Source organism: Alistipes finegoldii DSM 17242, from assembly GCF_000265365.1.
GTDB lineage: Bacteria > Bacteroidota > Bacteroidia > Bacteroidales > Rikenellaceae > Alistipes > Alistipes finegoldii.
This window is the reverse complement of record NC_018011.1, coordinates 1,446,856-1,471,758: the sequence shown is the minus strand read 5'-3', so window position 1 is coordinate 1,471,758 and position 24,903 is coordinate 1,446,856. Positions and strand designations below refer to the sequence as shown.

Sequence of the window (24,903 nt, the reverse complement as noted above, 5' to 3'; positions counted from 1 at the left end):
GTTTTTTAATCCTGACGGTTAGTGTTTTGCGCTTTCGGGGGCGTAATGGGTCTCCATGATCTCCCGCATGCGCGCCGACCCTTCGTCGGTGTCCTTGTATTGTCGGCGCAGTTCGAGCATCTCGCGTTTCATCGCTCCGATCACTTCCGTATAGGCCGGGTTGCCGTACTGGTTCCGGTTCTCGTGCGGATCGGTCCGGAGGTCGTAGAACTCCCACGAGGGCGTCGAGACGCAGTCGTCCGAGCCGGTCATGCCGAGCCGGTCGCCGTAGAAGAAGATCAGCTTGTAACGGTCGTTGCGGATGCCCATGTGCGCCGGGCGTATTTCGTGCTGGGTCCAGTAACGGTAATACATGCTGCGGGGCCACTCCTGCGGCGTGTCGCCCGCGAGGTTGCTCCGGAAACTGCGGCCCTGCGCCTGCTGCGGCGGTTCGGCTCCGGCATAGTCGGCCAGCAGCGATGCGAAATCGACGTTGGTGACGATGTCCCCGTTGCGGGTTCCGGCCGGAATCTCCTTCGGGTAGCGGATCACGAAGGGCATGCGCAGCGGTTCCTCGTACATGATCCGCTTGTCGAAGAATCCGTGCTCTCCGAGGAAGTAACCCTGATCCGAGACGTAGATCACGACCGTATTCTCCGCCAGCCCCTCTTCGTCGAGCGTGCGGAGCAGACGGCCGATGTTGTCGTCGATCGCCGCGGCGCAGCGCGGGTAGTCGCGGACGAGCTTCTGATAGATGGCCCGGCGGTTGGCGACCGAATCGCCCTCGACGCCGCAGAAAGGCAGTTCGGGGTAGTAGGTCCACCAGTTCTCCGGATCGGTGTAGGCCTTGTTCCAGCGCCATGCCATCGTTTCGAGCGGCTGGCCCGCGAACGTGCGGCCCGACTTCGCGGGGCCGAATTCGAGCAGGTTTTCCGGTTCGGGGAACCTCACGCCGTCGTAAAGGTGCGCGAACCGCTCCGGGAAATCGCACGGTTCGTGCGTGGCCTTGAAGTGGCAGAACACCGAAAAGGGCTTCGTCCGGTCCCGCTCTTTGATCCAGCGGATCGCCTTGTCGGTCACCAGATCGGTCGAGAATCCCTTTTCCACCGCACCGCCTACGCCCTTGTCGTCGTCCATCCAGTTTTCGGCCGTCTTGAATACCGGGTCGCGGTAGGTGCCCTGATCGTGGAAAACGCTGTAATAGTCGAATCCCGCCAGTTCCTTTTTCAGATGTCATTTGCCGACCAGCGCCGTCCGGTAGCCGGCCTGCTGCAGCCGCTTGGCGATGTTGTCCTGTTCGGGGCGCAGTGCGTCGTCGAGCGTGTAGACGCCGTTCAGGTGGCTGTACTGCCCGGTGAGGATCGCGGCCCGGCTCGGCACCGAGATCGAGTTGGTGCAGAACGCGTTGTCCAGCACGCACCCTTCGGCGGCAAGGCGGGCGATGTTGTCGTTGGCGGCGTACGGCGCCAGAATGCCGCCGTAAATGCCCCAGCTCTGCGAGGTGTGGTCGTCCGAGAGAATGAAGAGAATATTGGGATGCTCCTGCGGCGCTCGGTCCGTGCATCCTGCGGTCACGGGGAGAATTCCGACGGCGGCCGCGCATAATTTGAATCCGCGTGTATCCATACTGCTAATATACGTAAATTTCGTCGATAAACAGAAACGGACGCAGATTCCGGTCGAAATAAGCTTCGGGAAGCTGTTTGGAGCGCATGACCCGCAGTTTCACGTAGCGGGCCCGGAGCGCCGGGGAGAAGTTCGCTTCGTGGCGCAAAATGCGTTTGACGGCACCGTAAGGAATTTCCGGATAGTGCTCGCCGTATACCTCGCGGAATGTTTCGCCGTCGTCCGAAACCCATACCTTCGCTCCTGCGGCGTCCATGATGTGCGACCCGTAGTCCAGCAGGGCGTTGAACGCCACCTGCGCGATCTCCTCCTGCCGTCCGAGGTCGATCACGGCCTCCATGTCGTCGTCCTGCCAGCCCGCCCAGTTGCCGTAGGTGAAGACCCGCTTGCCCCGCAGGCCGTCGTTGAGCGCGGCGGCCGCGTATTTGGGATGCGGAGCGGTCAGCAGCCGGATCGGCTTCATGGTGGCCTTGTTGAAAGTCACCTCCTCGCGGAAGGGTTCGCTGCGCCGTCCGTCGGGCAGGACGGCGACCGCCCGGACCGCCGTCGGCGATCCGATCCACACCGTGTCGGTGCAGAGGGGCGACTCTTCCGTCGGCTCGCTGCCGTCCAGCGTGTAGCGGATGTCCGCTCCGGGCAGCGACGAAAGGGTCATCCCCACCGCCTTGCGGCCGTAATCCGCGGTGAAGGCGCCGGTTATGTCGTAGAAATAGGGGAAGTGGCTGTAGCCGTCGCGGTCGTAGAACCCGACGAGCCGGTCGAGCCGCTCCATGAAGTCCGTGAAATCCTTCTCCCTGTCCGACCACGCCCTTTCCGCGAGCGCCGCCAGCCGGGGCAGCAGCATGTGTTCCAGAATCGTATCGGTCCGCATGTAGGTCGTCCACACGTTGGCCTGCACGCCGATAATGTGACGGGCCTGCTCCGGCGTCAGCTCTTCGGGAACGGGTTCGGTGTCGTAGACCTTTTTCAGCGGAATATAACCGCCGATGGTCGGCGGTTCGGTGTCGATGTTCGCCGACTGGTAATAGTCGAAGTAAAGCGACGAGTTGGGCGACATGATGACGTCGAAACCCTCGTCGGCGGCCCGGATGCCGCCTGCCGTTCCGCGCCACGACATGACCGTAGCGTCGGGCGACATGCCGCCGTCCACGATTTCGTCCCAGCCGATCAGCCGCCGCCCGTGGCGTGCGAGGAACTCCTCGATCCGGGTGTTGAAGTAGCCCTGAAGCTTGTCTTCGGCGCTGTGGCGGGTGTCGGCTTTCAGCCCCGCCCTGCGGATCAGCGACTGGCATTCGGGACACTCCCGCCACCGCGTGCGCGGCGATTCGTCGCCCCCGATGTGGATGTACTTCGAGGGGAAGAGTCCGATCACCTCTTCGAGGACCTTTTCCACGAAATCGAAGACCGCGGGATTGCCCGCGCAGAGGATGTCGCGGCGCACGCCCGGCTGCGAGGTGATGACGTACGGGCCGCCCGTGCATCCGAGTTCGGGGTAGGAGGCGAGCGCCGCCGTCATGTGGCCCGGCATGTCGATCTCCGGAACGACCTCGATATACCGGCGTGCGGCATACTCGACGATGTCGCGGATCTGCCGTTTGGTGTAGTAGCCGCCGAAGGTGCCCGGCTCGCCTGCGAGCGTCGTGTCGCGGCGGAAAGCCCCGGTTTCCGTCAGGCGGGGATAGGCGTCGATCTCGATCCGCCACCCCTGATCGTCGGTCAGGTGCCAGTGGAAGACGTTGAGGTTGTGCAGCGCCGCCAGATCGATGATCCGCTTCACCTCTTCGACGGGATAGAACGTGCGCCCCACGTCGAGCATCACGCCCCGGTAGCCCAGATACGGTTCGTCGGCGATGCGGACCGCCGGGAAAAGCACTTTGGCTGCTTTTGCGGCGCCCATCGCCTTGCGGAGCGTCTGGATGCCGTAGAACACGCCGGCGTCGGACTCTCCGCTGACGGTGATGCGGTTCTCGGAAACCTCTATTTCGTACGCTTCGCCGCCTTTGCCCGGCGCGTCGGCCCGCAGGATGACTGCCCTGCCGTCGTCGCAAAGGCCGTCCGGACCGGTGATTTCGGGGGCCGAGCCGACGACCGATTCGACATATCCGGCGAGAAACTCCGCATTGGCGCGCATGCCGTCGTTGTCGCCGGTGCATACGATCCGGGTGCGGGCGTCCAGTTCGAAATCGCCGCCGTCGCCGGGCGCGATTTCGCCGGGGCACGGCACGATCCGGTAATCGGCGGTCGTTTTGCCGCTCTCGCCGCAGGCCGTGAGCGCGATGCAGGCCAGCAGCAGGTGGAATGAAAATTTCATGTCACGGTTTTTCAGGAAAGTGGTCATTAGAAACCGCCTCCCCGTAAATTCGGTTTTACGGGGAGGCTCGTTTCGTTCGGACGGTTATTGGGCGAGAACGCCGTCCCATGTATATCCCACCTCGATGCGTTTGTCCGGGGTGAAGATGTAGGGGGTGTTTGCGGACGCCCGGTGGATGAGGGCGTCGGGCTGTTTGCCCGTGGCGTCTTTGAAGAGGTAGGTCTCCGTTTCCGTCATCGGAGTGTCCTCTTCGATGCATTTTACCGTGGAGCCCGGAACCATCGCCTTGCCTTCGGTGTACTCGTTGAGTTTCCAGTAGCCCAGCAGACCCGGCGTGTCGGCCGGAACCGCATAGCGGTTGTTGTTCAGCTCCTCGACGCTGCGCGCTACGGACCAGAACCGGACCTGACAGTAACGGTAACGCAGGCTTCCGAGGTTGCCGGAAGCGGATTCGTTACCGAAGCGGATGCCGTTCAGGGCGTAGAACTGCGTCGCGGCATAGCCCGATTTGGCCGTGTAGCCGACGTTGCCGTTCACGTAGAGCGTGATGTCACCTTCGTCGCACACGATGGCGATATGGTGCCAGATGTTCGACTGGAGCGGGATGGAGGAGATCTGTTTGCCGGAGCGGCTGACCATGCCGTTGATCAGGCTGTTCTTCGTGCCGCCGCCGCTGTCGCCCAGACGGAGCATGAAGCCGTCCTGAATGATCTTCGTGCCGCCCTGCTCGTAGTATCCGATGGCCGACGCGAGCCATGTCGTCGTGTTGCCGGTGTAGATCTGACTGGGGTTGAACAGCGTTTCGAAGGTCCACGACGAGAGTTTGTAATCTTCGGCGAAGCGTGTTTGCAGATAGCTGTTGCCCGTGATCTCGACTACGTTCGAATAGGGAACCGGCGTTGCGGCCAAGACGAATGCGTCGGCGCCTTCGAGCACCTGCATGGCATCCCCTTCGGCCTTTACGGCGATGGGCAGCGCATGGACGAATCCCGTCTTGTTCTGCTCCGTGGTGAGCGGATGCAGGGTGATTGTCACCGGGTTGGAGACGACCTTGCCTGCGGGGATCACCGCGCTGCTTTCGAATTCGTAGTTGGTGTTCGGAAGCAGTGTGTAGGAGGTGTTGTTCTGTTTGTTGTACTCGTCGAGGGCCTTCTCGTCCACGTATACGGTGAGTTTCAGATCCCTGCCCAGCGGTTTCGAGATGCGGGGCGTGACCGTGTAGACGCTGCCGTCGTCGGGAATGACGAACGAGACCGATTTGGCTGTTCCGACCGCTTCGTTCAGGAAGAGTCTGCCGGGGCCCGTTACGTCGTCGTATTTGAGTTCGGCGTTGTCGCAGGACACGAGTCCCGTCACGATCGCTGCGACGGCCGATAAATAAAATGCCTTGATTTTCATTGCAGTGGTTTTATTCGGTTATTCGTTCGGAACCTCTTCTTCGTTCTCGGACCGATGTACGGCGTTGATGGCCTGCCGGGTCCACGGATAGAAGCCCGATTTGCCGGACAGATAATATTCGTATTCGATGTGGTAGGAGCCGAATCCGCCCTTGCGGTAGGTCTTGCCCTCCCATGTGGGTTTCCAGAGAGCCTGCCCCAGAAGCCGGTTGATGCCGCCCGTGTAGGAGCCGCCGCCCTCGGCGGCATATTGTTCGAAGTTGACCGTGGTGTAGAGCTTGCGGATCAGCTCTTCCGGCTCCATGTATCCCGAACCGTTCCGGATCACCGTGCTGATGTAGGTGTTGAGTCCCGAATCGGAGGAGGTGCTGTACGCCTGCCAGATGAAGTAGTCGAAATAGGGCATGCAGCGGCCTTCGACGGCGTTGATCTCTCCGTCGATGACCAGCAGTTTGTCCGTGCCCGATTTCGGTCCGAGGTATTTGCCCAGCTCGTCCACGAAGATGTAGAAGTTGTCGCGGTTGGATAGCTCGCGTTTGCAGCCGGCTCCGCCGACGTTCGGCTCGTAGTCCAAGTCGATGCCGCTGTAGCCGCCCGTATAAACGCTGTCGGCGAGCATGCGGGCGTATTTGCGGATGGAGGCTTCCTGAGCGGCCCGTTCGTCGGTGCCGTCGGCGGCCCGCCAGCCCGACGGAGTGTCCCATTCGGGCTTCCAGCCGAAATACTCCTCTTTCTGGGGGTTGTTCTGGTAATCGCCTCCGATCACGTCGACTCCCACCCAGCCGGTAATGGTGGTGCACACCACTTTGGTGCCTTTTACCCGCTGGACATACTCCATGTCGGCCTTCATGGCGTCGGTCAGGACGCTGGGACGCCACCGGCCCCAGATGGCCGCCAGATAGAGGCTGTCGGGAAGGCCCCGGAGCGAGTTCTTGAGGTTGGTGGCGTTGGCGCCCCAACCGCCGAACCATCCCCATGCCATGTCGTAATCGGTCTCCGCCTTCCATTTGCGCAGGGCGGCGTAATAGGCGTCGTCGTGCCCGTCGCCCTTGAGGAACACCTTGCTTTCGGGCTCCGTCCAATCCTCGCAGGAGACCAGAGCTGACGCGAACAGCAGCAGGGACAGACACATCAATAATATCTTTTTCATACTTGTCGTTTTTTTCGGGTTACATTGAAAAATTGCCGGTCGGCAGAAACCTTCTACCAAGCGGGTTTGTCTGTTTTGACGTCCCACCACAGCCGGGTTCCGAACTTGTCGCCGCCGGCGCCCAGCAGGGCCACCGCCGCGTCGTAGTTGTCGGCGTTGCGCGTCTGTTCGTTCGGGGCGAAGGGGATTCGCGAAGCGCCTTCGGTCGGCAGGTTAGGCTCGTTCGAGGCGTTGGTGCTGGTGGGCGTGGGGTAGAACCGCGGGTATCCCGTGCGGCGCTGCTCGGCCCACGCCTCCGTTCCGAGCGGATAGAGGGCGATCCATTTCTGGGTGATGATCTTCTCGCGCTGCTTTTCCGCCGAAAGGGCGCCGTCCCATGCGACGGTGACGCTGTAGGCCGTGCCCGGCGTATAGTTGTTGGCCCTGCGCGGATCGGAATAGGCGGTCGGCGCGGCCGTGCCGGCGATGTAGGACGTGTAGTTTTCGGCCTGATACTGCTCGAACGAAAGGCGGATGCCCTCTTCGTAGAGCGTCTTGGCGTCGCCCGTCACGTCCCATCCGTTGACGGCCATTTCGGCCTTCAGGAAGGCCACTTCGGCGGCGTTCATCCACATGAGCCGGTCGAGGGCGTTGGTTTTCGGAAGCGAATAGTAGTCCTTCCACTGGCTGGAGGAGTAGGCGCCTACGCGCGAGCCGTGGTACTCGCTGTCCCGGACCGCAGGGTTGAAATATTTGGAGAGGCGCGGGTCGTCGAAGCTCTTCATGTAGGTGACGATCTCGGCCGCCGCATGCACGTCGCTGTAATCCTCGACCAGCCAGCGGAGCGGATTCTGGTCGTTGGTCTGGGAGACGTCGAGCGAGGCGTTGTCCGCGTTCGATTCGATCACGCCGTAGGGGTGCGCGACGGCCTCTTCGGCATATCGTTCGGCATCGGGCGACACGTTCGAGATGCGCATGGCCAGACGGAGCTTGAGCGAATTGGCGAACCGGATCCATTTGGCGAGGTTGCCGTTGTAGACGTAATCCGCCGACGCGGCTTCTGCGACCACGTCCGTTCCGGCGAGGGTGATGCAGGTCTCCAGCACGTTCACCGCATGGTCGAGGTCTTCGAGCATGAAGCCGTAGACGGCCTCCTGCGACTGGTAGGGAGCGGTCAGGTCGTCGTTGTTCTCCATCGTGCGGTAGGGAATGGGCCCCTGAATGTCGGTGACGCGCTGCATGGCTGCCACGCGGATGATCTGGGCGAGCGCCATGCGGTAGTCGTCTTCCGGCTCTTCGAGTTCGGCCTTGATGGCCCGCCAGTTGCTGTAAATGTTGGTCATGGGTACCTCGTAGGGAGGATTGGCCCAGTCGTTGGCGATTCGGTAAAAGGCGAACATGCCGGTGTTCCATCCCGCATCGGTCGATTTGGCGTAGGCGAAGTAGCGGCCGTAGGCGCCTCCCGACACGTTTTCCACGATCTGATATTGGTTCTTGACGGTGGGAATCACGTTGTACTGCATGCTTTTGATGTAGTCCCAGACGTCGCGGTCTATCGTGCTCGGCTGGTCGGGGTTCCGGTTGTAGGTTTCGAAATTGCCCGTGCAGGACAATGCCGCCAAGGCGACGGCGCCGAACAACAGTCTGTTTATGATGTTCATGTATTTTCTCATAACGGTCTTAAGGCTTGGTTAGAACTTAAGTTGGACATTGAAACCGAGGCTTCGCAGGCTTGGCTGCATGAAGTAGTCGATACCTTGGAGGTAGGAACCGGTGGAGGCCGTGAGTTCGGGGTCGAACGGGGCCTTGCAGTAGATCATCCAGAGGTTGCGCCCTACGAGCGATGCGGTCAGCTTGACCCGGTCGCCCATCCATTTCTTCGGGAAGGTATATCCGATGCTCATTTCCTGAAGGCGGACGTTCGTGGCGCTGTAGGTGTAGTGGGAGAGCAGCTGCCCCAGACCGACGGTCTCGTAGTAGTGCTGCGCGTCGATCCTGCCGTTGTTGATGGGCACGCCGCCGGCGTCGCGCGCATCGGCGCTCGCCTTCGAGACTCCGAGTCCGTCGAGGAATCCTTGGGTGGGCGATACCACGATGCCGCCGAAGCGTGCGGAGAAGAGCAGCGAGAGGTTGATGCCCTTGTAGGAGAAATCGTTGCGGAAACCGGCGTTGTAGTCGGGCAGCACCGAGCCGAGCTTGATGCGCTCGTCTGTGACCATCAGCTTCGGGTCGTTGGGGTTGATGTAGATGTAGCCGTTCTCGTCGAGCCGCAGGTCTCCGTAGGCGTACAGGTCGCCCATGGTGCCGCCTTCGGTCATGATGAAGTTGGCGCCGCCCATGCTGGCCACTTCATACTCCTTGAGCGTGTAGTATTTGTCCGTCTGCGGGTCGTAGTAGTTGTTCATCAGCTCGACGACCTTGTTCTTGTTGTGGCTGAGCGTGAGGCTGGAGCTCCACGAGAAGTCCCTCCATGTCTTGTCGTATCCGATCGAAAGCTCGAAACCCTTGTTTTCGACGTTGCCCGTCTGCGCGTACATGTTTTCGTAGCCGGCCGAACCAGACAGGGGCACGAGGAAGGTCTGGTGTTTGGTGTTGGACTTGTAGTAGGTGAAGTCCAGCGAGAGCGAATTGGCGAACAGCCGGGCGTTCAGACCCACCTCCCACGAGGTCGTGTTCTCCGGGCGGAGATTCTGGATTGGTCTGGTGGCGCTCGTGGACCACGAACCCTGCTTCCATTTGTAGGTCAGGTAGGAGATGCCCCAAGGAATGGGGCTGCCCACTTCGGCCCACGAAGCCCGCACCTTGAGATAGTCGATGAACGAGGGGAGCTTCACCATTTCGTGAATCAGGCCCGAAAGGCCGACCGAGGGGAAGCAGTACGACAGGTTGTTCGTGTAGGCCAGATTGGAATGCCATTCGTTGCGGACCGTGGCCGTGAGGTAGAGCATGCCCCTCCATCCGGCCTCCACGCTTGCGAATACGGCCTGCTCCTGTTCGCGTTTGCGTTCCTGAAGCCGTTGGCCCGATGCGCCGTAGGGGTTGGTGTTGGTCAGCGAGAAGAAGTTGGGCAGTTCGAGCGGACCGCGCGCTCCGGCGATGCTGGAGAGCTGGTCGGAGATGCTGGCGCCGACATTGGCGAAGAGCGAGAACTGCTCCCAGTGCTTGTTTACGGTGGCGATGAAGTCACCGTAGCGGTGGGTGTCCTCCTCTTTGGTGAATTCGAAGAATCCGTTGTCGCCGCCGGCGAACAGCGGGTCGGTCGATGCGTAGAGCTTGCGCGACGATTCGCCGACGCTCAGGTCGGCTTTGGCGCGGCCGGCGAGGGTGAGCCAGTCGGTCACCTTGTAGGTGAGGCTCGCGTTCATCATGGAGCGCCGCCGCTTGTTGTTCTGGACGTTGCGGTGCATCATCCACAAGGGGTTCTGCATGTCGAGCGCGCCGCGGCCCCACGCCCAGTTCTGCACGTAGCGTTTTTTGTTCGAATCATAGATCTCGAACATCATCAGATCCTCGACGCTTTCGCCGCGCGGGTAGGTGTAGAGCGAGGTCAGCGGGTTGAAATAGCGTCCTGCCGAGAGCATGTTCTGGTCTTCGGTCTCCACGTAGCTGAAGCCTGCGTCCAGCGTCATCCGATCCTGCAGGAACGAGGTCGTGTTGCGGACCGTGACGGAGTATTTGTCGTATGAGTTGTTGGGCAGGATACCGTTGGCATAGACGTGCATCAGCGAAGCGTAGGTCTGATTCTTCTCGTTACCCACGGAGATGCTGGCGTTGGTCTGCGTGTTGGCCGCCGTGTTGAAGAAATCTTGCGGGTTATAGGACGAAGGGGTCGCCAGTACCCCCCCAGCTGGAGTAGGTTCTCGGCTGGTTGCCGTATTTGGTTTGGAACTCAGGCATTTTGAGCGGCGAGGAGAAGGTCGTCTGGTTGGAGAACGAAATCTGGGGCCGGCCGGTCTTTCCCTTCTTGGTGGTGATCACGATCACGCCGTTCGCCGCGCTCGATCCGTAAAGCGCCGCCGCCGAGGGGCCGGTGAGCACGGTCATGGATTCGATGTCGTCCGGGTTGAGGTCCGTGAGACCCTCGCCGCGGGGCTGCGACTCGAACTCGCTCTTTATCTCGCCGTTGTTATTGTTGAAGAGGGGAATGCCGTCCACCACGTAGAGGGCGTTGTTGCTGCTGCTGATGGATTTCAGACCGCGAAGCACTACGCGGGTGGCGCCGCCGATGCCCGACGCCGACGAATTGATGACCGCGCCTGCGATTTTACCGTTCAGCGAATTCATCAGATTGACGTCCTTCACGATGCTGATATCCTCCGAACTCACCTGCTGGGCGTTGTAGCTGAGCGCCTTTTCCGAGCGCTTGATGCCGAGGGCCGTTACGACCACGGCGTCTACGGCCTGCGACTCTTCGTGCAGCGTGAAATCGATCTGCGTGCGATTCCCCACGGTGACCTCTACGGGGCGGAAGCCCAGATAATTGACGACCAGCACGGCGTTCCCGGCCGAGGGGGATATCTGCAGCGAGTAGTCTCCGTCGGCTCCGGTGCTCATGCCGACGGTCGTCCCTTTGACGATGACGGCCGCTCCGACAACGGGGTTTCCCTGTGCGTCGAGAACCTTGCCGGAAACGAATCGGGGTTGTGCGCTCACCTCTTTGCGGACCGCCGAGAGCACGACGTTCGAGGCGTCGATGCGGTAAGCCACGTCGGTTCCTTTGACCATCTGCGTCAGTGCGGTCTCGACGGAGGCATCCGTGCAGGAGACGCTGACCTTCTGGGAAATGTTCACGTTCGTGTCGATGGCGAAGAGATAACTGGATTGTTTTTCGATGGCGTCAATCACCCGTTCCATCGGAACGTCCGCCATCGTGATCGTGATCCGGGGCGGTGCCGGCTGGGCAAAAGCCGCGACGGATGACAAAGATAGAGATACAGCAAATAGCAGCGAATATAAACTCCTGATTTGCAGAATCAATTTTTTGTTCATACTTTTGTATAAATTCTAGGGTTTAAGTAGGTTTTACGCCTGAAGAATGTACCTATGGATGCGCCAACATTCATAGGTTTTCTTTTTTTATCAGGACTTGATACGGAAGAAAAGGGTTCTCGGTTACTTTCTCATAGGCATCGGGCTGTTGGGTTCGTACTTCATTCGTTATCTGATATAGAGCGTATTGGTCGTAATATCTCGTTCGTACCTGAAATCGGCCGCGTGCTGCAGCACCGCGAGGGCGTGGTCTATCCCTTCGCTGATGCGGAGCTTGCATCGCTGGAACTCGATCTGGGGCAGGTCGTCGCGCAGAATTTCCACGTTGATGTCGTAGCAGCGTTCGAACTTGGCCATGACCTCCTCGAACGTCATTCCCGTTATGCAGAGGATGCCGTCCGTCCAGAGCAGTTTGTCGGCGTTCTCCTGCGCGTGAAGCTGCAACTTTCCGTTTTCCAGATGGACCGTCTGGTTCGGCTCCATCGTAATCCGGTCGCTGCGGTCCGTCCGGTTGCAGACCTGAACCTTGCCGCGGAGCAGGTCGGCGCTGAAAATCCCCTTCTCTTCGTTCGCCTCTACGTTGAATTTGGTGCCCAGCACCCTTACGTCGCAGGCGAACGTCTCGACGACGAACGGATGCTGCGGGTCGCTCTTGACGTCGAACATCGCTTCGCCCGTGACCTTCACCCGGCGCTCTCCGCGTGCAAAAACCGCCGGATATTCCAGCGTCGTGCCCGAATTGAGCCATACGGTCGTGCCGTCGGTGAGCGTCATGCTGATGCGCTCGCCGTTGGGTACGAACACGCTCAGTGAATTGTTGGAAGCCTTGCGGTCGAACATCTTCGTAGCTGCGAAATAACTCACTCCGAGACATAAGCACAGGACTGCCGCGATGCGCATGCTCCATGCGCCGATACTGCGCAGCGACGGGAGCGGACGACGCAGGGGTTTCCGGCCTGCGGGGCGGTTTACGCGGGCGGCATTGAGCATATTGTCCAGCCCGTCGAAATATTTCCGGTTGGCCGGGTCGGCGTCGAGCCAGTCCAATACCGTCCTGATTTCGTCTTCCGACGCTTCGTTCTGCAAAAACTTGTACAGTAATAAATCGTCCATCTTCTCTTTTTCTCTCTGTTAGTAGTAATAACAAACAAATGCACCGTGTTAGTAGTGAAACGGTGCATTTATTTGTTTAATAATTTATTTTATTAAATCAAGTTGCTGACAGCCAGCAGTATGATCAGCGCGAAAATATAGTCCTTGAATTCTTCCCTAAGTATTTTCAGCGCCCGCCGCATCTCGAAATTGACGTGGGTGAAGGCGATGTTCAGCTCCTGAGCAAGCTCTTTGTAGCTTTTGTTCTCGTAGCGGCTGCCTTCGAAAATGCGCCGCGTAAGTTCCGGCATCCGGCATCCGGCATCCGGCTGACGGCGCGGTCGAGCATCGTCTGCATCTCCTCCACGAACAGCGTGTCGGGAACGCAGGCCGCCAATGACTGAATGTCGGACTGGATCAGCCGCTGCTGGGGTCGAATGCAGCTTTTTCTCGATCTGCAGGTGCAGCAACCGGACCTTCAGGTGGTTCAGGCACTTATTTTTGACGATGGTCAGCACGTAAGCCGGGGCGTTCACATCTTCCGGCAGCCGGTCCCGCTCCTCCCAGAACGCCATGAAACTGTCCGACACCAGATCCTCCGCAATTCCCCGGTCGCGCACGTAACGGTAGGCGACCTCGGTAAACCGGGGATTGTAGTCGGAATACAATCTCCCGAACTCCGCGGAGGTAATGCAGGTTTTGGTCGGTTTCTGGTGCATCGGGGGTAATTAATATGCCAAAATTAAGACTTTTAGTATTATTTGCAAAATCAAAATCCCCCAAATCGAAAACGCTCTGCCTCAAATCGTTGTTGCGGGGCCGCGAAATCTGTTTTTCCGGCCGGAAAGATTTTTGTCCCGCCGCGCGGAAATCGAAAAAAACGGACCGGAAAGATAGGGCGTATCTTTTCCCGGTCCGGATTATAATATAAGTTGTCTGCGGATGCGTCGCGATCTGTCAGACGGTTTTACAAGGCTTCGGCGACCACATAGGTGCTGCCGCCGATGAAGATCATGTCGTCGGCGCCGGCCAGCTCCTTGGCGCGGGCGACTGCGGCGGGAACTTCGGTGACGGTCTCGCCGTGCAGCCCGTAGATCGCGGCTTTGGCGGTAAGCTCGGCGGCAGAGAAGGCCCGTTCGGTCTTCGCCTGCGTGAAGATATAGTGGGCGTCGTGCGGCAGCAGGGGGAGGATATGGGCGAGGTCCTTGTCGCGGACGAAGCCGATCACGCAGTAGAGTTGTTTGTGGGGCGTGGCTTTGAGCTGCCGGGCGACGTAGGCGATGCCGTGGGGGTTGTGGCCTGTGTCGCAGACCGTAAGCGGCTGTTCGCCCAGCTTCTGCCAGCGGCCCATGAGCGAGGTGTTGGCTGCCGTGTCGCGCGCACCTTCGAGGAAGGCGCGGCGGGAGATGGTCAGCGGCGTCTCCTCGTGCAGGAAATCGACCGTTGCGGCTGCCGTGACCATGTTGCGGCGCTGGTAGTTGCCCCCCAGATCGAGATCGACCTCGAAGTTGCGGTTGTCGCGGGTGCGGTGCATGCAGAAGTGTTGGCGGTCGGTTCCGCAGGGGCAGGGCTCGCACGAGAACTCCTGCTCGGCGTAGATGACCTTCGACTTGTTGGCGGCGGCGGTCTGCTCGATGACCTCGTTGTAGCGGGGATCGCTCTCGCCGATGACTACCGGAATGCTCTTTTTGATGATGCCGGCCTTCTCGGCGGCGATTTTCGGCAGCGTGTCGCCCAGCAGCGCCGTGTGGTCCAGCCCCACGTTGGTGATGACGCTCACCAGCGGCACGATGATGTTCGTGGCGTCGAGACGTCCTCCGAGTCCCGTTTCGATCACGGCCACCTCGACGTCGCTCTGCGCGAAGTAGTCGAAAGCCAGCGCGGCGGTCATCTCGAAGAACGACAGCTCCAGCTCGACCATCTTGCCGTGGTGCTTGTCCACGAAGTTCACCACTTTCTGTTTGGGAATCATCTCTCCGTCCACCCGGATGCGTTCGCGGAAATCCTGCAGGTGGGGCGAGGTGAAAAGCCCCGTGCGGTAGCCCGCCTGCTGGAGCACCGATGCGATGATATGCGACACGGAACCTTTGCCGTTGGTTCCCGCCACGTGGATCGTGAAAAAGTTACGCTGGGGATTGCCTATGTGGCGGCAGAACGCGGTGATACGCTCCAATCCCGGCTTGTAGGCCGTCGCGCCTTTGGCTTCGAAGACCGGCAGCGACGAGAAGAGGAATTCGAGGGTCTGGGTGTAATTCATATCGGGTTTCGGGTTTTATTTTACGAGGTAATTTTCCCTTTTGACCCGGTAGGCGATGTAGTAAAGCACGCAGAGCAGTGTCAGGTACTCGGCAATGCGGCCCAGATAGTCGCCGTATCGGGTGTAGAAGGTGAGTTCGGAGTTGAGGGGCACGGCGGCGGAGATCACGCCCCGCTTTTCCCAGCCGAGGGTCTCCCCGATGTCGCCGCGGGCCGATATGAAGCCCGACATGCCCGTATTGGCCGAGCGGGCGATGGCGCGGCGGTGTTCGATGGCCCGCAGCCGCGAGATGGTGAACAGGTGCTTGTAACCCGGCGTGTCGCCCCACCAGCCGTCGTTCGAGATGATGGCCATGAACTGCGCTCCCCGGCGCACGAAGTCGCCGTAGAAGTCGCCGTAAAGTCCTTCGTAGCAGATGGCCGGGCCCATGCGCATGCCGGCGTGCGCGAAGGCCGTACCGTGCTGGCCCATGCCGATCTGCCCTACGACGCCGCCCAAGTCGATGACCAGAAACTGCATGAGGTCGAAGATGACCGTCGGGGTGTTTTCCACGCCGATCACCAGCTTGCCTTTGTGGTGCAGCTGCGTGCGGCCTGCGGAGTCGAGTCCCACGGCCGTGTTGAAGTCGTCGTAGTAGCCGTCGCCGTAAGGGTTGCCCACGGCCGTGCGGGGCTGCAGTCCCGCCGCGTAATAGCGGTTGGTGAAGGCGCCGGTGACGAGCAGCGCCTGCGGATGGCTGCTGCGGAGCGTGTCGGCCAGCTCCTGCCAGAACGGTCCCGGCTCGTTGTCGAACCGGGTCTCGGTGAGTCCCGGTTCCCAGTAATGTCTCGGCACGGCCGTTTCGGGGAGCAGGATGAACTGCGCTCCGGCGGGGACTTCCGTCAGCAGGTCGACGATGTTGCGCTCCTGCCACTCCGCGCGGCCGTTGAATTTGTCGTAACAGTCCACGTTGGGCTGGACGACGCTCACCTCGGCCGTCCCTTCGGCGGGTTGCTGCCAGCTCCACCAGATGCCCAGCGATACGGCGGCCGGGACGAGCAGCATGCCGGCCGCCGCGGCCCAGCGGGCCGCATTGCGCCGTGCGCGGATCGCCTCGAAGAAGAGGATATTGCAGAGCAGCACCCACAGCGAACCGCCGAAGACGCCCGTATATTCGTACCACTGCACGAGCCATGTCTCGTGCGAGAATCCGTTGCCCAGAATCAGCCACGGCCACGAAAACTCGCCGACCGTGTACCAGTATTCCGTGGCGATCCAGCCTGCGACGAGCAGCGTGTAGCCCAAGGCCTTGGGGCCTTTTTTCGAAACCGTGTGAAACAACATGAAGGCGATCATGTTGAAGAATGTCGAAGCCAGCGTCGCCGCGACGGGACCCACGGGAGTTGCGTTCCATAGCCACCACACCGTCGCGACGTTCCACAGCGCGAAGGTCAGCGCGGCCCAGCCGAACATGCGCCGCCACGAACGGCGCGAAGCGTCGTACGACGAGCTGATCCATAGCAGCGGAACGAGTGCGAACGGCAGCGTGAGACCCGTTGCGCCGAGCCATCCCGGAGAGAGCAGAATGACCGATAGGATTGCCGCCGTCAGTTTACGAAACATGGTGTGTGATTTTTACGTGGGCAAAAGTAGTCAAATGACCGCATATTTCAAAATATTCCATATTTTTGCACGAACATCTAAAAACTACGGAATAAATGAAGAAATTTGCCTTTTTGTTTTGTGCGGTCGCCGCTGCGCTCTTCCTTGCGGCCTGCGAGTCTTCGCCGAAGGGTTACAGCGTCGTGGACGGTGTGATTGTTTTCGATGCCCCGGCCCGTGCCGAGGGCCAGCATTCGGTGCTGCGGCTGACGACCGATCCGATGCCCGTCGTGCGGGTCGGATTCATCGGGCTGGGCATGCGCGGTCCGGGCGCCGTGGAGCGTTTCACCTACCTCGACGGCGTCGAGATCAAGGCGCTCTGCGACCTCTATCCCGACCGGGTCGAAAAGTCGCAGGAGATCCTCGCCGGCCGGAATCTCCCCGCAGCCGCGGCCTACAGCGGTGAGGAGGGCTGGAAAGAGCTTTGCCGGCGCGACGACATCGACCTCGTCTATATCTGCACCCCGTGGCAGCTGCATGTGCCGATGGCGGTTTACGCCATGGAGCACGGCAAGCACGTGGCCGTGGAGGTTCCCGCCGCCATGTCGCTCGAAGAGTGCTGGCAGCTGGTCGATACCGCCGAAAAGACCCAGCGTCACTGCATGATGCTCGAAAACTGCGTTTACGACTTTTTCGAGCTGACGACGCTCAACATGGCCCAGCACGGGCTGTTCGGCGAGATCATCCACACCGAAGGTTCGTACATCCACGACCTCGATCCGTTCTGGGAGCATTATCAGGGCAACTGGCGTCTCGACTTCAACCAGTCGCACCGCGGCGACGTTTACGCTACGCACGGACTCGGTCCGGCCTGCCAGCTGCTGGACATCCACCGCGGCGACAGGATGACCCGTCTGGTGTCGATGGACACCGAGTCGATCAACGGACTCAAAACCGCCAAGGAGAAGATGGGCGCCGAAACCTTCGCCAACGGCGATCAGACGCTGACGCTCATCAAGACCGAGAAGGGCCGCACGATCCTTTTGGAACACAACGTCTATACGCCCCGTCCCTACAGCCGCATGTATCAGCTTACCGGCACCGAAGGGTTCGCCAACAAATATCCGGTTCAGGGCTATGCGTTCCGTCCCGAACAGCTGGCGGGCGAGGTCCCCGACCACGAGAACCTGAGCGGACACTCGTTCATTCCCGCCGAGGCCCGGAAGACGCTTATGGAGCGTTACAAGCACCCGATCGTCCGCGACATCGAGGACAAGGCCCGTCAGGTGGGCGGCCACGGTGGCATGGACTTCATCATGGATTACCGGCTGGTTTACTGCCTGCAGCACGGTCTTCCGCTCGATCAGGACGTTTACGACGCGGCCGAATGGTCCTGCATCGGCGCGCTGACGGCGGCTTCGCTCGAACATAACAACGCGCCCGTCGCCGTTCCGGATTTCACCCGCGGCGACTGGGCCAAAATCGACGGCTACCGCCACGCCATGGCGCAGTAACGGCTGTCGCAGGGAACCAAGACCTATCTGGACGTGTTGAACGGCGGCGGACCCGCCGTCGAGTCGCTGCCCGTGCCCGACGCGCGCCGCGTGCTGGCCGATCTGCAGGCGGCCGTTCCGGTCGATCTGTCGGGCGTCGAAGAGTCCGAACGGACCATCGAGAGCGAGGGGCGCACCCTGCACCTGAATCTTGTGCGGCCGGCGGGAACCGGCCGGGAACGGCTGCCGGTTTTCGTCTTCGTCCACGGCGGCGGCTGGGTGCTGGGCGATTATCCGACCCACCGCAGGCTGGTGCGCGATCTGGTCGCGGAGTCGGGTTGCGCGGCGGTTTTCGTCAACTATACGCCTTCGCCCGAAGCGCGGTTTCCGCAGGCCGTCGAGGAGATTTACATTGCCGTGAAATGGGTGGCCGAAAACGGCCGTGAGATAGGTGTGGACGGCAGCCGGCTGGCTCTGGCCGGCAACAGCGTTGGCGGCAACATGTCGCTGGCGGCGGCTCTTCTGGCCAAGGATCACGGCGGACCGCAGATCCGCACGCTGGTGCTGATGTGGCCGGTGACCGACGCCGGATATGACTGGGATTCCTATGTGGAGTACGGGCGTCAGCGGTTTCTGACCGCACCTTTGATGAAGTGGATGTTCGAACAGTATGTCTCGGACCCGGCGCAGCGCGGCAGCGACCTGATGTCGCCCGTGCGGGCTTCGGCCGAACGCCTGCGGGGGCTGCCGCCTACGCTGATCGCCGTCGCCGAGAACGATATCCTGCGCGACGAGGGCGAGAAGATGGGACGTTGGCTGGACGAGGCGGGCGTCGAGGTTACGACCGTGCGCTTCAACGGCGTGATACACGATTGGGGCATGCTCAACGGATTTGCCGGACTGCATCCGACGCGGACGCTGGTGCGGCTGGCAGGAGCGGTGCTCCGCGATTATCTGAGGGAATAGCGGTTCGCCGGGAGAGGAGGAAGGACCGGCGGAAACGGCCTGAACGGAGAGTCGGCGGGACTGGAGGATCGGCGGAACCAGCTGGAATCAGCTGGCGCGGCTGGATCGGCGGGAGTGAGATCGGCTGGATCGAGGGATCGGCTGGATCGGAATGCCGGCGGGAGAGGCGCTGCCGGCGGAACGGCTGAGGCGGTGGGGCGGAAACGGCGGACGGTCGTCAGCGCCGGACTCCTCCCCGCGACAAGACCTCTTCGAAGTAGGCGATCGTCTTCAGCAGTCCGTCGCGCAGCTGGATCGTCGGTTCCCAGTCGCCGAGCATCTTGTGGGCGAGGGTGATGTCGGGTTTGCGCTGCTGCGGGTCGTCCGACGGCAGGGGCATGCGGATGATTTTCGATTTGGAGCCGGTGAGTTCGAGGACGATGTGCGCCAGCTCGGAGATCGTGAATTCGTTCGGGTTGCCGATATTGACCGGCCCCGTGAAGTCGTCGGGCGTTGCGGTCATCATGCGCAGCATTCCCTCGATCAGGTCGTCGATATATTGGAAACTGCGGGTCTGCTCGCCGTTGCCGTAGATGGTGATCTGCTCGCCGCGCAGCGCCTGCACGATGAAATTCGAAACCACGCGGCCGTCGTTGATGTCCATTTTCGGGCCGTAGGTGTTGAATATGCGGACGATTTTCACCGGAACGCCGTGTTCGCGGTAGTAGCTCATGAAGAGCGACTCGGCGCAGCGTTTGCCTTCGTCGTAGCACGAGCGCAGTCCCAGCGGGTTTACGTGTCCCCAGTAATCCTCCGGCTGGGGATGGATCAGCGGGTCGCCGTATACTTCGGAGGTCGAAGCCTGCAGGATTTTTGCGTGGTTGCGGTTGGCGATGGCGAGCATGTTCATGGCGCCTATGACCGAGGTCTGCGTCGTCTTGATCGGGTCGTGCTGGTAGTAGATCGGCGATGCCGGGCAGGCGAGGTTGTAAATCTCCTCGACTTCGGCCATATAGGGGTAGACGATGTCGTGGCGGATGACTTCGAAGTTGGGGTGTTTCAGCAAATGGCGGATGTTGCTCTTGTGTCCCGTGAAGTAGTTGTCGATGCAGATGACGTCGTTGCCCTCTTTAAGCAGGCGTTCACACAGGTGGGAACCGATGAATCCGGCACCACCGGAGATGAGTATTCGCTTCATTGGCACGAAATAGTTTTGATTAAGGCGTGTAAATGTACGATTTTTATTTTGAATAAGTTATATTTGCACGCACAAATCGTTACAAGATAACACAAAATGGGTCGAAAAGCCGTCTTTTGTCTGCTCTATTTTCTGGCTGTCGTCTTTACCGGACTGCTGCTTGCCGCCGCTGTGCTGAGCTGGCGCGCGTCGTTCGTTTCGCCGGAACAGGGCGGGTTCTGGGCTACGATCGCCTTGCTGCTGCCGGTCGTCCTGCTGGCCAATCTGGCCGCATTGGTCTGGTGGCTGATCCGCCGCAGGTGGATCGTCGCGCTGATGCCGCTGGCGGCTTTGCTTCTGAATATGGGCTACGTCTCGTCCATGATCCAGCTGCCCGACTTCAACGCGCCCGCCGGGTCGCACGACATCCGTATCGCCACGCTCAACGTCAACGGATTCCGCCAGCTGGGCCCTAAGTCCATCACCGCGGCCGCCGTGGCTGAGATGATGCGCCACGAGCAGGTCGATGTGTTATGTTTGCAGGAGTTTCTCGACGACGGCGAGTTCCCGGCCGACAGCATCGGCGCACTCTTTTCGCGCCGGATGCCCTATTTCGTTTCCGAGGGCAACGGAGCCGTCGCCAGCCGCTATCCGATCCTCGACTGCAAATACGTCCGGTTTCCCGATACCAGCAACGACTACCTGCGCGCCGACCTGCTCGTGGAGGGAGACACGCTGCGCATTTTTTCGGTGCACCTCCAGACTTCGGGCATCGCCCAGCTGCGCCGCCGCTTCCAGAAGGACTACAACCGGGAAGCCCCGGTCGATTCGATGCTCGGCGCCGTGGACCGCAACAGCCGGATTCGTGCCGCGCAGGTGCGTGAAATCCGCGCCGAGACGGATGCGTCGCCCTATCCGGTAATTCTGGCGGGCGACTTCAACGATACGCCCTCGTCGTATACCTACCGCGAGATGAAGGGTGCTCTGACCGACGGTTTCCGCCGGTGCGGAAACGGGTACGGCGGCACTTTCCGCTATCTGGGCGGATTGCTGCGTATCGACTATGTCTTCTATGACGACACCTTCGAGTGCGTTCGCTATTACATGCCCTCCGAAGTGGTCAGCGACCATAAGGTCGTGATCGCAGAACTCCGGTTCAAATAGATTTCGGCTTTCGCGGCTTTCCCCGTCTCTGCATCGGTCTGTATCGGCGCGGAGTGGCGGGCGTTTGTGCGGCTGGTCTTATTGCTGGCGATGGCCGGGGTGGCGGTACGTTTGCGCCGCCGCTTTTCGGCCGGGGTGCAAAAAACAGACGCGGAGCGCGGTTCGGGCCGGGCTTCGCGTCTGCTGTTGCATATCGGTTTCGTGCGCGGAGTGCGCCTCGGCGCGTTACGGCCGGGCGATGCCGCCGCTGGTGTCCTCCACGGTTTCGGACCGGGGCTGCTCCTTGGCGATCGTGAAGGTGAAGGTCGAACCCTCTCCCTCCGCCGATTCGATGGTCAGCTCGCCGCCGTTGCGCCGCGTGAGGTCCTGCACCAGTTGGAGACCCAGACCCGATCCCTCTTCGTTCTTGGTGCCGTAGGTCGTGTAGTGGATTTCGGGGTTGAGCAGCTTGGGGATGTCCTCCTCCCTGATGCCCGTGCCGAAGTCGCGGACGCTGATGCGTGCGTGTGTCGGCGTCTCGTGCACCGAGATGACGATGCGTCCGCCCTCGTTGCTGTATTTGATGGCGTTGGACATCAGGTTGCGCATGATCGTCTTGACCATGTCCACGTCGCAGTTCACCGAAATCGGACCGGGAATGTCGTATTCGACGGAGATGCTCTTGACCTGCGCCACGAGGTCCGACATTTTGCTGGCGAAGACCACCACTTCGGAGATGTCCACCTCCTGAAAGACCGAATTCATGCGTCCCGTCTGGCTCTTGGTCCATTTCAGCAGGTTGTCCAGCAGCATGAAGGTGCTTTCGGTGATGTTGTTGCCCATGGTCACCATTTCGAGGTTTTCCTCGCCGATCTGCTCCGGGGTGAGGTTCATCAGGAGCATGTTGAAGACCATCTTGAGCGTCCCGATGGGCGAGCGCAGGTCGTGGGCGATGACCGAATACATTTTGTCGCGCGCATCGACCGTGGCCTGCAGTTCGTCGCGCTGCTGCATGATGGTCCGCTGCGCCGCGGCCAGATAGATATGGTGGGTTACGCGGGTGATCAGCTCTTCGTGGTTGAACGGCTTGGAGACGTAGTCGCTGGCGCCCAGCTTGAAGCCTTTGACGATGTCTTCGGGGTTGTGGAGCGCCGTGAGGAAGATCACCGGAATGTCCTGCGTGACGGGGTCGGCCTTGAGGTGCTTGATCACTTCGTAACCGTCCAGATCGGGCATCATGATGTCGAGCAGGATCAGGTCCGGAGTCTCTTTCGACGCTTTCTCTATCGCTTCGTAACCGCCCGATGCCGTGACGATCTTGTACTTGGCGCGGCTCAGCACGGCTTTCAGCAGCATGATGTTGGTCGCGATGTCATCGACGGCGAGGATCGTGTAATCCTCCGGTTTTATGGCGATGTTTTTCATGGGGAACGACTTTTTACAATGCAAATATAGTATTATTTTTCGCTCGTTATCAAAAACTTCAGGCCCTTTTGGCTTTTTCCCAAGCGCCCCGTCCCCGATGGGTTGCGAGGTAGGTCGTGCCGCGGAACACGTTGAGGTTCATGAAGAGAAAGTAGTAGGGGATGAACAGCAGGCGGCTGCGGCGTCCGCTGCGTTCGAGCGCCCGGCCCGCGAGCGCCGCGAGGTAGAAGGCGCACTGCAGGCCCAGCGTCACGGCGTAAAGCGTCGGATGCCCCGACCACAGCAGGGCGACGTTGAGCGGCAGCAGGGCGACCAGCACCACGGGCGTCAGCGTCCAGCGCAGCACCCGGTGCGAGACGTACTGGAACCAGAGCACGCCGTAGCGGAACGGATTGAGCAGTTTGCGCAGCCGCCAGACCGACTGCAGGCCGCCGGCCGCGATGCGTTTCTTGCGCTTGCCCTCCTCGCCCATGTCGGCCGAGGGCGTCTCCAGCGCGTACGCCTCCTTGCAGTAGGCGATTTTGTAACCCTGCGACGCGATCAGCATCGAGCAGACGAAATCGTCGAGCAGCGTGTCTTCGGGCAGTGTCTGCCACAGTCCGCGTCGCACGGCGAACAGTTCGCCCGCGGCTCCGACCGCAGAATAGAGCCGGTAGTCCAGCTCCTTGAGTTTCGATTCGTATTTCCAGTAGACGCCTTCGGTGGCGGCGGCTCCCGCTCCGCCTGCGTCGGCCACGCGCTTCTCGCCCGCCACGCACCCGACCTGCGGGTCCTCGAAACAGCGGACGATCTCCGTCACGGCTTCGAGATTGAGCATCGTGTTGGCGTCGGTGAAGACCACGAGCGGCGTGCGGATGTGTTCCAGCGCGCGGTTCAGCGCCGCGGTCTTGCCGCCGCGCCGTGCGTCGTGCAGAACGGTCGCGTCGGGGTAGGCCGCCAGCAGTTCGACCGTCCGGTCGGTCGAGCCGTCGGTGATCCACGTTATGCGGAGTTTGCTGGCGGGATACTCCAGCGCGCGGCAGTTGGCCATCTTTTCGGCCACGATCTCCTGTTCGTTGTAGGCGGCGATCAGCAGCGTCACTTCGGGCGCCTCGGCCGGAACTTCGTACCGGCGCGCAGGGCGCAGGGCTTCGCGGATTTTCACCAGCGTCCACAGCAGGATGCCGTAGCCGAGGTAGGTGTAGAAGACGAGGAAAACCCCCGCCCAGAAGAGTATGGCTATGGTCGTCATGCTTCGAAAAGTTCGGTTAATACCTGTTTCATCTGTCTGTCCCACGAGAGGGTGCCTTCGACCGACGCGCGGATCTGCGCCGGAGTGAGGTTCACGCCGTCGCAGAAGCGGACGAGGGCCGTGATGTCGAGCGGCGTATCGTCGGCCGGGGCCTTCATCACGTAGGGCATGCCGTCGAAGTCGCTGTCGTTCTCGGAGTAAACGAACGGGATGCCGCGTGCGGCGTATTCACGGTTTTTGAGGGTCTTGATGCGGGTAATGCCGTTGCGGTGACGGCCCAGACTGGCTATGCCCATGTCGCACCACTCGAATTCGGCGTCGAGTGCCGCACCCGAACGGGGTCCGATCACTTCGGCGTATTCGCTCAGCCCGTACTCCTCGATCGTGCGGCGGTAGCCGTCGATGAGCGACTCGATGCCGTCGCCCGCGATGCGCAGGCGGATGATGCACTGGTGGGGACCGGCGTAATAGGCTTTCAGGCCCTCGATCACGCGGTCCAGACCGTGCCAGAAGTGGATGTTCGCCACGGCCAGCAGCCTGATTTCGTGGGGGCTGCCGTGCCGCTGCGTCTTGAGCGGGATGCTCCGGAAGTCGATGCCGTTGGAGATGCGGATTGTCGGACGCCCGAAGATTTCGGGGTCGTCGGAGAAGGTCACGATGCGGTCTACCCAGCGGGCCATCCGGCGGCGGAAGATGCGGTCGATGCGCAGCTTGAGTTTGCGCACGAAGGGCGACTGTGCGAATTCGGCGTCGTAGGGGTAGGTCGGTATTTCGAGCGCGATGCGCACGCCGAGTTTTTTGACTTTGCGCAGCCAATGGATCAGCACCGGGCTGGCGTTGTGGTCGTAGCGGATGTAGAGGAACTCCACGCCCTCGTCGCGGATGTGGCGCGTGATGTCGCCCAGCGACACCCGTTTGGCGATCTTGGCCCGCAGTCCCTGCCCGAACGTGCGGATCGCACGTCCGCCGACCATGCGGCGCTGCGTGCCGTCGGCCGCGATTTCGAGGTGGCACAGCTCGACGTCGGCGCCGTTCCGGCGCAGGGCGTCGCATTGGGAGAAGATCTTCTTGCTGATGCCGCTATGGGCCGAGAAGCCGTGGAAAACGACGAATAATCCTTTCATTGAG

The 24,903-nt window shown here is 60.9% G+C and carries 17 protein-coding genes and 1 pseudogene; 3 read left to right on the top strand and 15 right to left on the bottom strand.

Translation table 11 applies throughout. The features are described 5' to 3' along the window. Nucleotides 1-18: 18 nt before the first annotated feature. The 11 genes and pseudogenes from ALFI_RS06500 to lnt form a co-directional block, all read right to left on the bottom strand. Nucleotides 19-1,605: pseudogene (locus ALFI_RS06500) on the bottom strand (sulfatase family protein). A 4-nt stretch (nt 1,606-1,609) separates the two neighbouring features. Beyond that, nucleotides 1,610-3,916, bottom strand: a complete 2,307-nt coding sequence (locus ALFI_RS06495) for a glycoside hydrolase family 20 protein (RefSeq protein WP_014775228.1) — start codon at nt 3,914-3,916, stop codon at nt 1,610-1,612. A gap of 84 nt (nt 3,917-4,000) precedes the next feature. Further along, nucleotides 4,001-5,314 carry a BT_3987 domain-containing protein gene (locus ALFI_RS06490; protein ID WP_014775227.1) on the bottom strand — a complete coding sequence of 438 codons (1,314 nt, stop codon included), beginning with the start codon at nt 5,312-5,314 and terminating at the stop codon, nt 4,001-4,003. Nucleotides 5,315-5,332: 18 nt separating this feature from the next. Further along, nucleotides 5,333-6,463 carry a glycoside hydrolase family 18 gene (locus ALFI_RS06485; protein ID WP_014775226.1) on the bottom strand — a complete coding sequence of 377 codons (1,131 nt, stop codon included), beginning with the start codon at nt 6,461-6,463 and terminating at the stop codon, nt 5,333-5,335. Nucleotides 6,464-6,516: 53 nt separating this feature from the next. Beyond that, nucleotides 6,517-8,103 carry a SusD/RagB family nutrient-binding outer membrane lipoprotein gene (locus ALFI_RS06480; RefSeq protein ID WP_014775225.1) on the bottom strand — a complete coding sequence of 529 codons (1,587 nt, stop codon included), beginning with the start codon at nt 8,101-8,103 and terminating at the stop codon, nt 6,517-6,519. Between the two features lie 30 nt (nt 8,104-8,133). Beyond that, on the bottom strand, nt 8,134-10,200 hold the full coding sequence (locus ALFI_RS06475; protein ID WP_244265020.1) for a SusC/RagA family TonB-linked outer membrane protein: 2,067 nt from the start codon (nt 10,198-10,200) through the stop codon (nt 8,134-8,136). Between the two features lie 55 nt (nt 10,201-10,255). Then, the gene (locus tag ALFI_RS17395; RefSeq protein WP_244265019.1) at nt 10,256-11,431 is read right to left on the bottom strand and encodes a SusC/RagA family TonB-linked outer membrane protein; all 1,176 of its coding nucleotides are present in this window, start codon (nt 11,429-11,431) and stop codon (nt 10,256-10,258) included. A gap of 168 nt (nt 11,432-11,599) precedes the next feature. Beyond that, a complete protein-coding gene (locus ALFI_RS06470) occupies nt 11,600-12,544 on the bottom strand; it encodes a FecR family protein (protein ID WP_014775224.1) in 945 nt (314 codons plus the stop codon). Between the two features lie 92 nt (nt 12,545-12,636). Next, nucleotides 12,637-13,242, bottom strand: coding sequence for a sigma-70 family RNA polymerase sigma factor (locus tag ALFI_RS06465; protein ID WP_014775223.1), 606 nt, complete (start codon nt 13,240-13,242; stop codon nt 12,637-12,639). Nucleotides 13,243-13,490: 248 nt separating this feature from the next. Beyond that, a complete protein-coding gene (locus ALFI_RS06460; RefSeq protein WP_009596799.1) occupies nt 13,491-14,780 on the bottom strand; it encodes a bifunctional folylpolyglutamate synthase/dihydrofolate synthase in 1,290 nt (429 codons plus the stop codon). 15 nt (nt 14,781-14,795) lie between these two features. Continuing rightward, the gene (gene lnt / locus ALFI_RS06455) at nt 14,796-16,382 is read right to left on the bottom strand and encodes an apolipoprotein N-acyltransferase (RefSeq protein WP_014775222.1); all 1,587 of its coding nucleotides are present in this window, start codon (nt 16,380-16,382) and stop codon (nt 14,796-14,798) included. Between the two features lie 95 nt (nt 16,383-16,477). On the opposite strand from lnt, the gene ALFI_RS06450 reads away from it, so the two are divergent. Together ALFI_RS06450 and ALFI_RS06445 are read left to right on the top strand one after the other, a co-directional pair. Then, a complete protein-coding gene (locus ALFI_RS06450; protein WP_014775221.1) occupies nt 16,478-17,875 on the top strand; it encodes a Gfo/Idh/MocA family protein in 1,398 nt (465 codons plus the stop codon). A 36-nt stretch (nt 17,876-17,911) separates the two neighbouring features. Further along, complete coding sequence (locus ALFI_RS06445; RefSeq protein WP_014775220.1) at nt 17,912-18,820, top strand: alpha/beta hydrolase; 909 nt, start codon at nt 17,912-17,914, stop codon at nt 18,818-18,820. A gap of 217 nt (nt 18,821-19,037) precedes the next feature. On the opposite strand, the gene ALFI_RS06440 is transcribed toward ALFI_RS06445, so the two are convergent. Further along, on the bottom strand, nt 19,038-19,997 hold the full coding sequence (locus ALFI_RS06440; protein WP_009596861.1) for a UDP-glucuronic acid decarboxylase family protein: 960 nt from the start codon (nt 19,995-19,997) through the stop codon (nt 19,038-19,040). A 96-nt stretch (nt 19,998-20,093) separates the two neighbouring features. Between ALFI_RS06440 and ALFI_RS06435 the strand changes: the two genes are divergently transcribed. Next, nucleotides 20,094-21,140 carry an endonuclease/exonuclease/phosphatase family protein gene (locus ALFI_RS06435; RefSeq protein WP_014775219.1) on the top strand — a complete coding sequence of 349 codons (1,047 nt, stop codon included), beginning with the start codon at nt 20,094-20,096 and terminating at the stop codon, nt 21,138-21,140. A 225-nt stretch (nt 21,141-21,365) separates the two neighbouring features. On the opposite strand, the gene ALFI_RS06430 is transcribed toward ALFI_RS06435, so the two are convergent. The 3 genes from ALFI_RS06430 to ALFI_RS06420 are packed head-to-tail and all read right to left on the bottom strand — an operon-like array spanning nt 21,366 to nt 24,899. Continuing rightward, on the bottom strand, nt 21,366-22,544 hold the full coding sequence (locus ALFI_RS06430; RefSeq protein WP_014775218.1) for a hybrid sensor histidine kinase/response regulator: 1,179 nt from the start codon (nt 22,542-22,544) through the stop codon (nt 21,366-21,368). A 58-nt stretch (nt 22,545-22,602) separates the two neighbouring features. Beyond that, nucleotides 22,603-23,775 carry a glycosyltransferase family 2 protein gene (locus ALFI_RS06425; protein ID WP_014775217.1) on the bottom strand — a complete coding sequence of 391 codons (1,173 nt, stop codon included), beginning with the start codon at nt 23,773-23,775 and terminating at the stop codon, nt 22,603-22,605. Beyond that, the gene (locus ALFI_RS06420) at nt 23,772-24,899 is read right to left on the bottom strand and encodes a glycosyltransferase family protein (protein WP_014775216.1); all 1,128 of its coding nucleotides are present in this window, start codon (nt 24,897-24,899) and stop codon (nt 23,772-23,774) included. The genes ALFI_RS06425 and ALFI_RS06420 overlap by 4 nt, the downstream gene beginning before the upstream one ends. Nucleotides 24,900-24,903 lie beyond the last annotated feature (4 nt).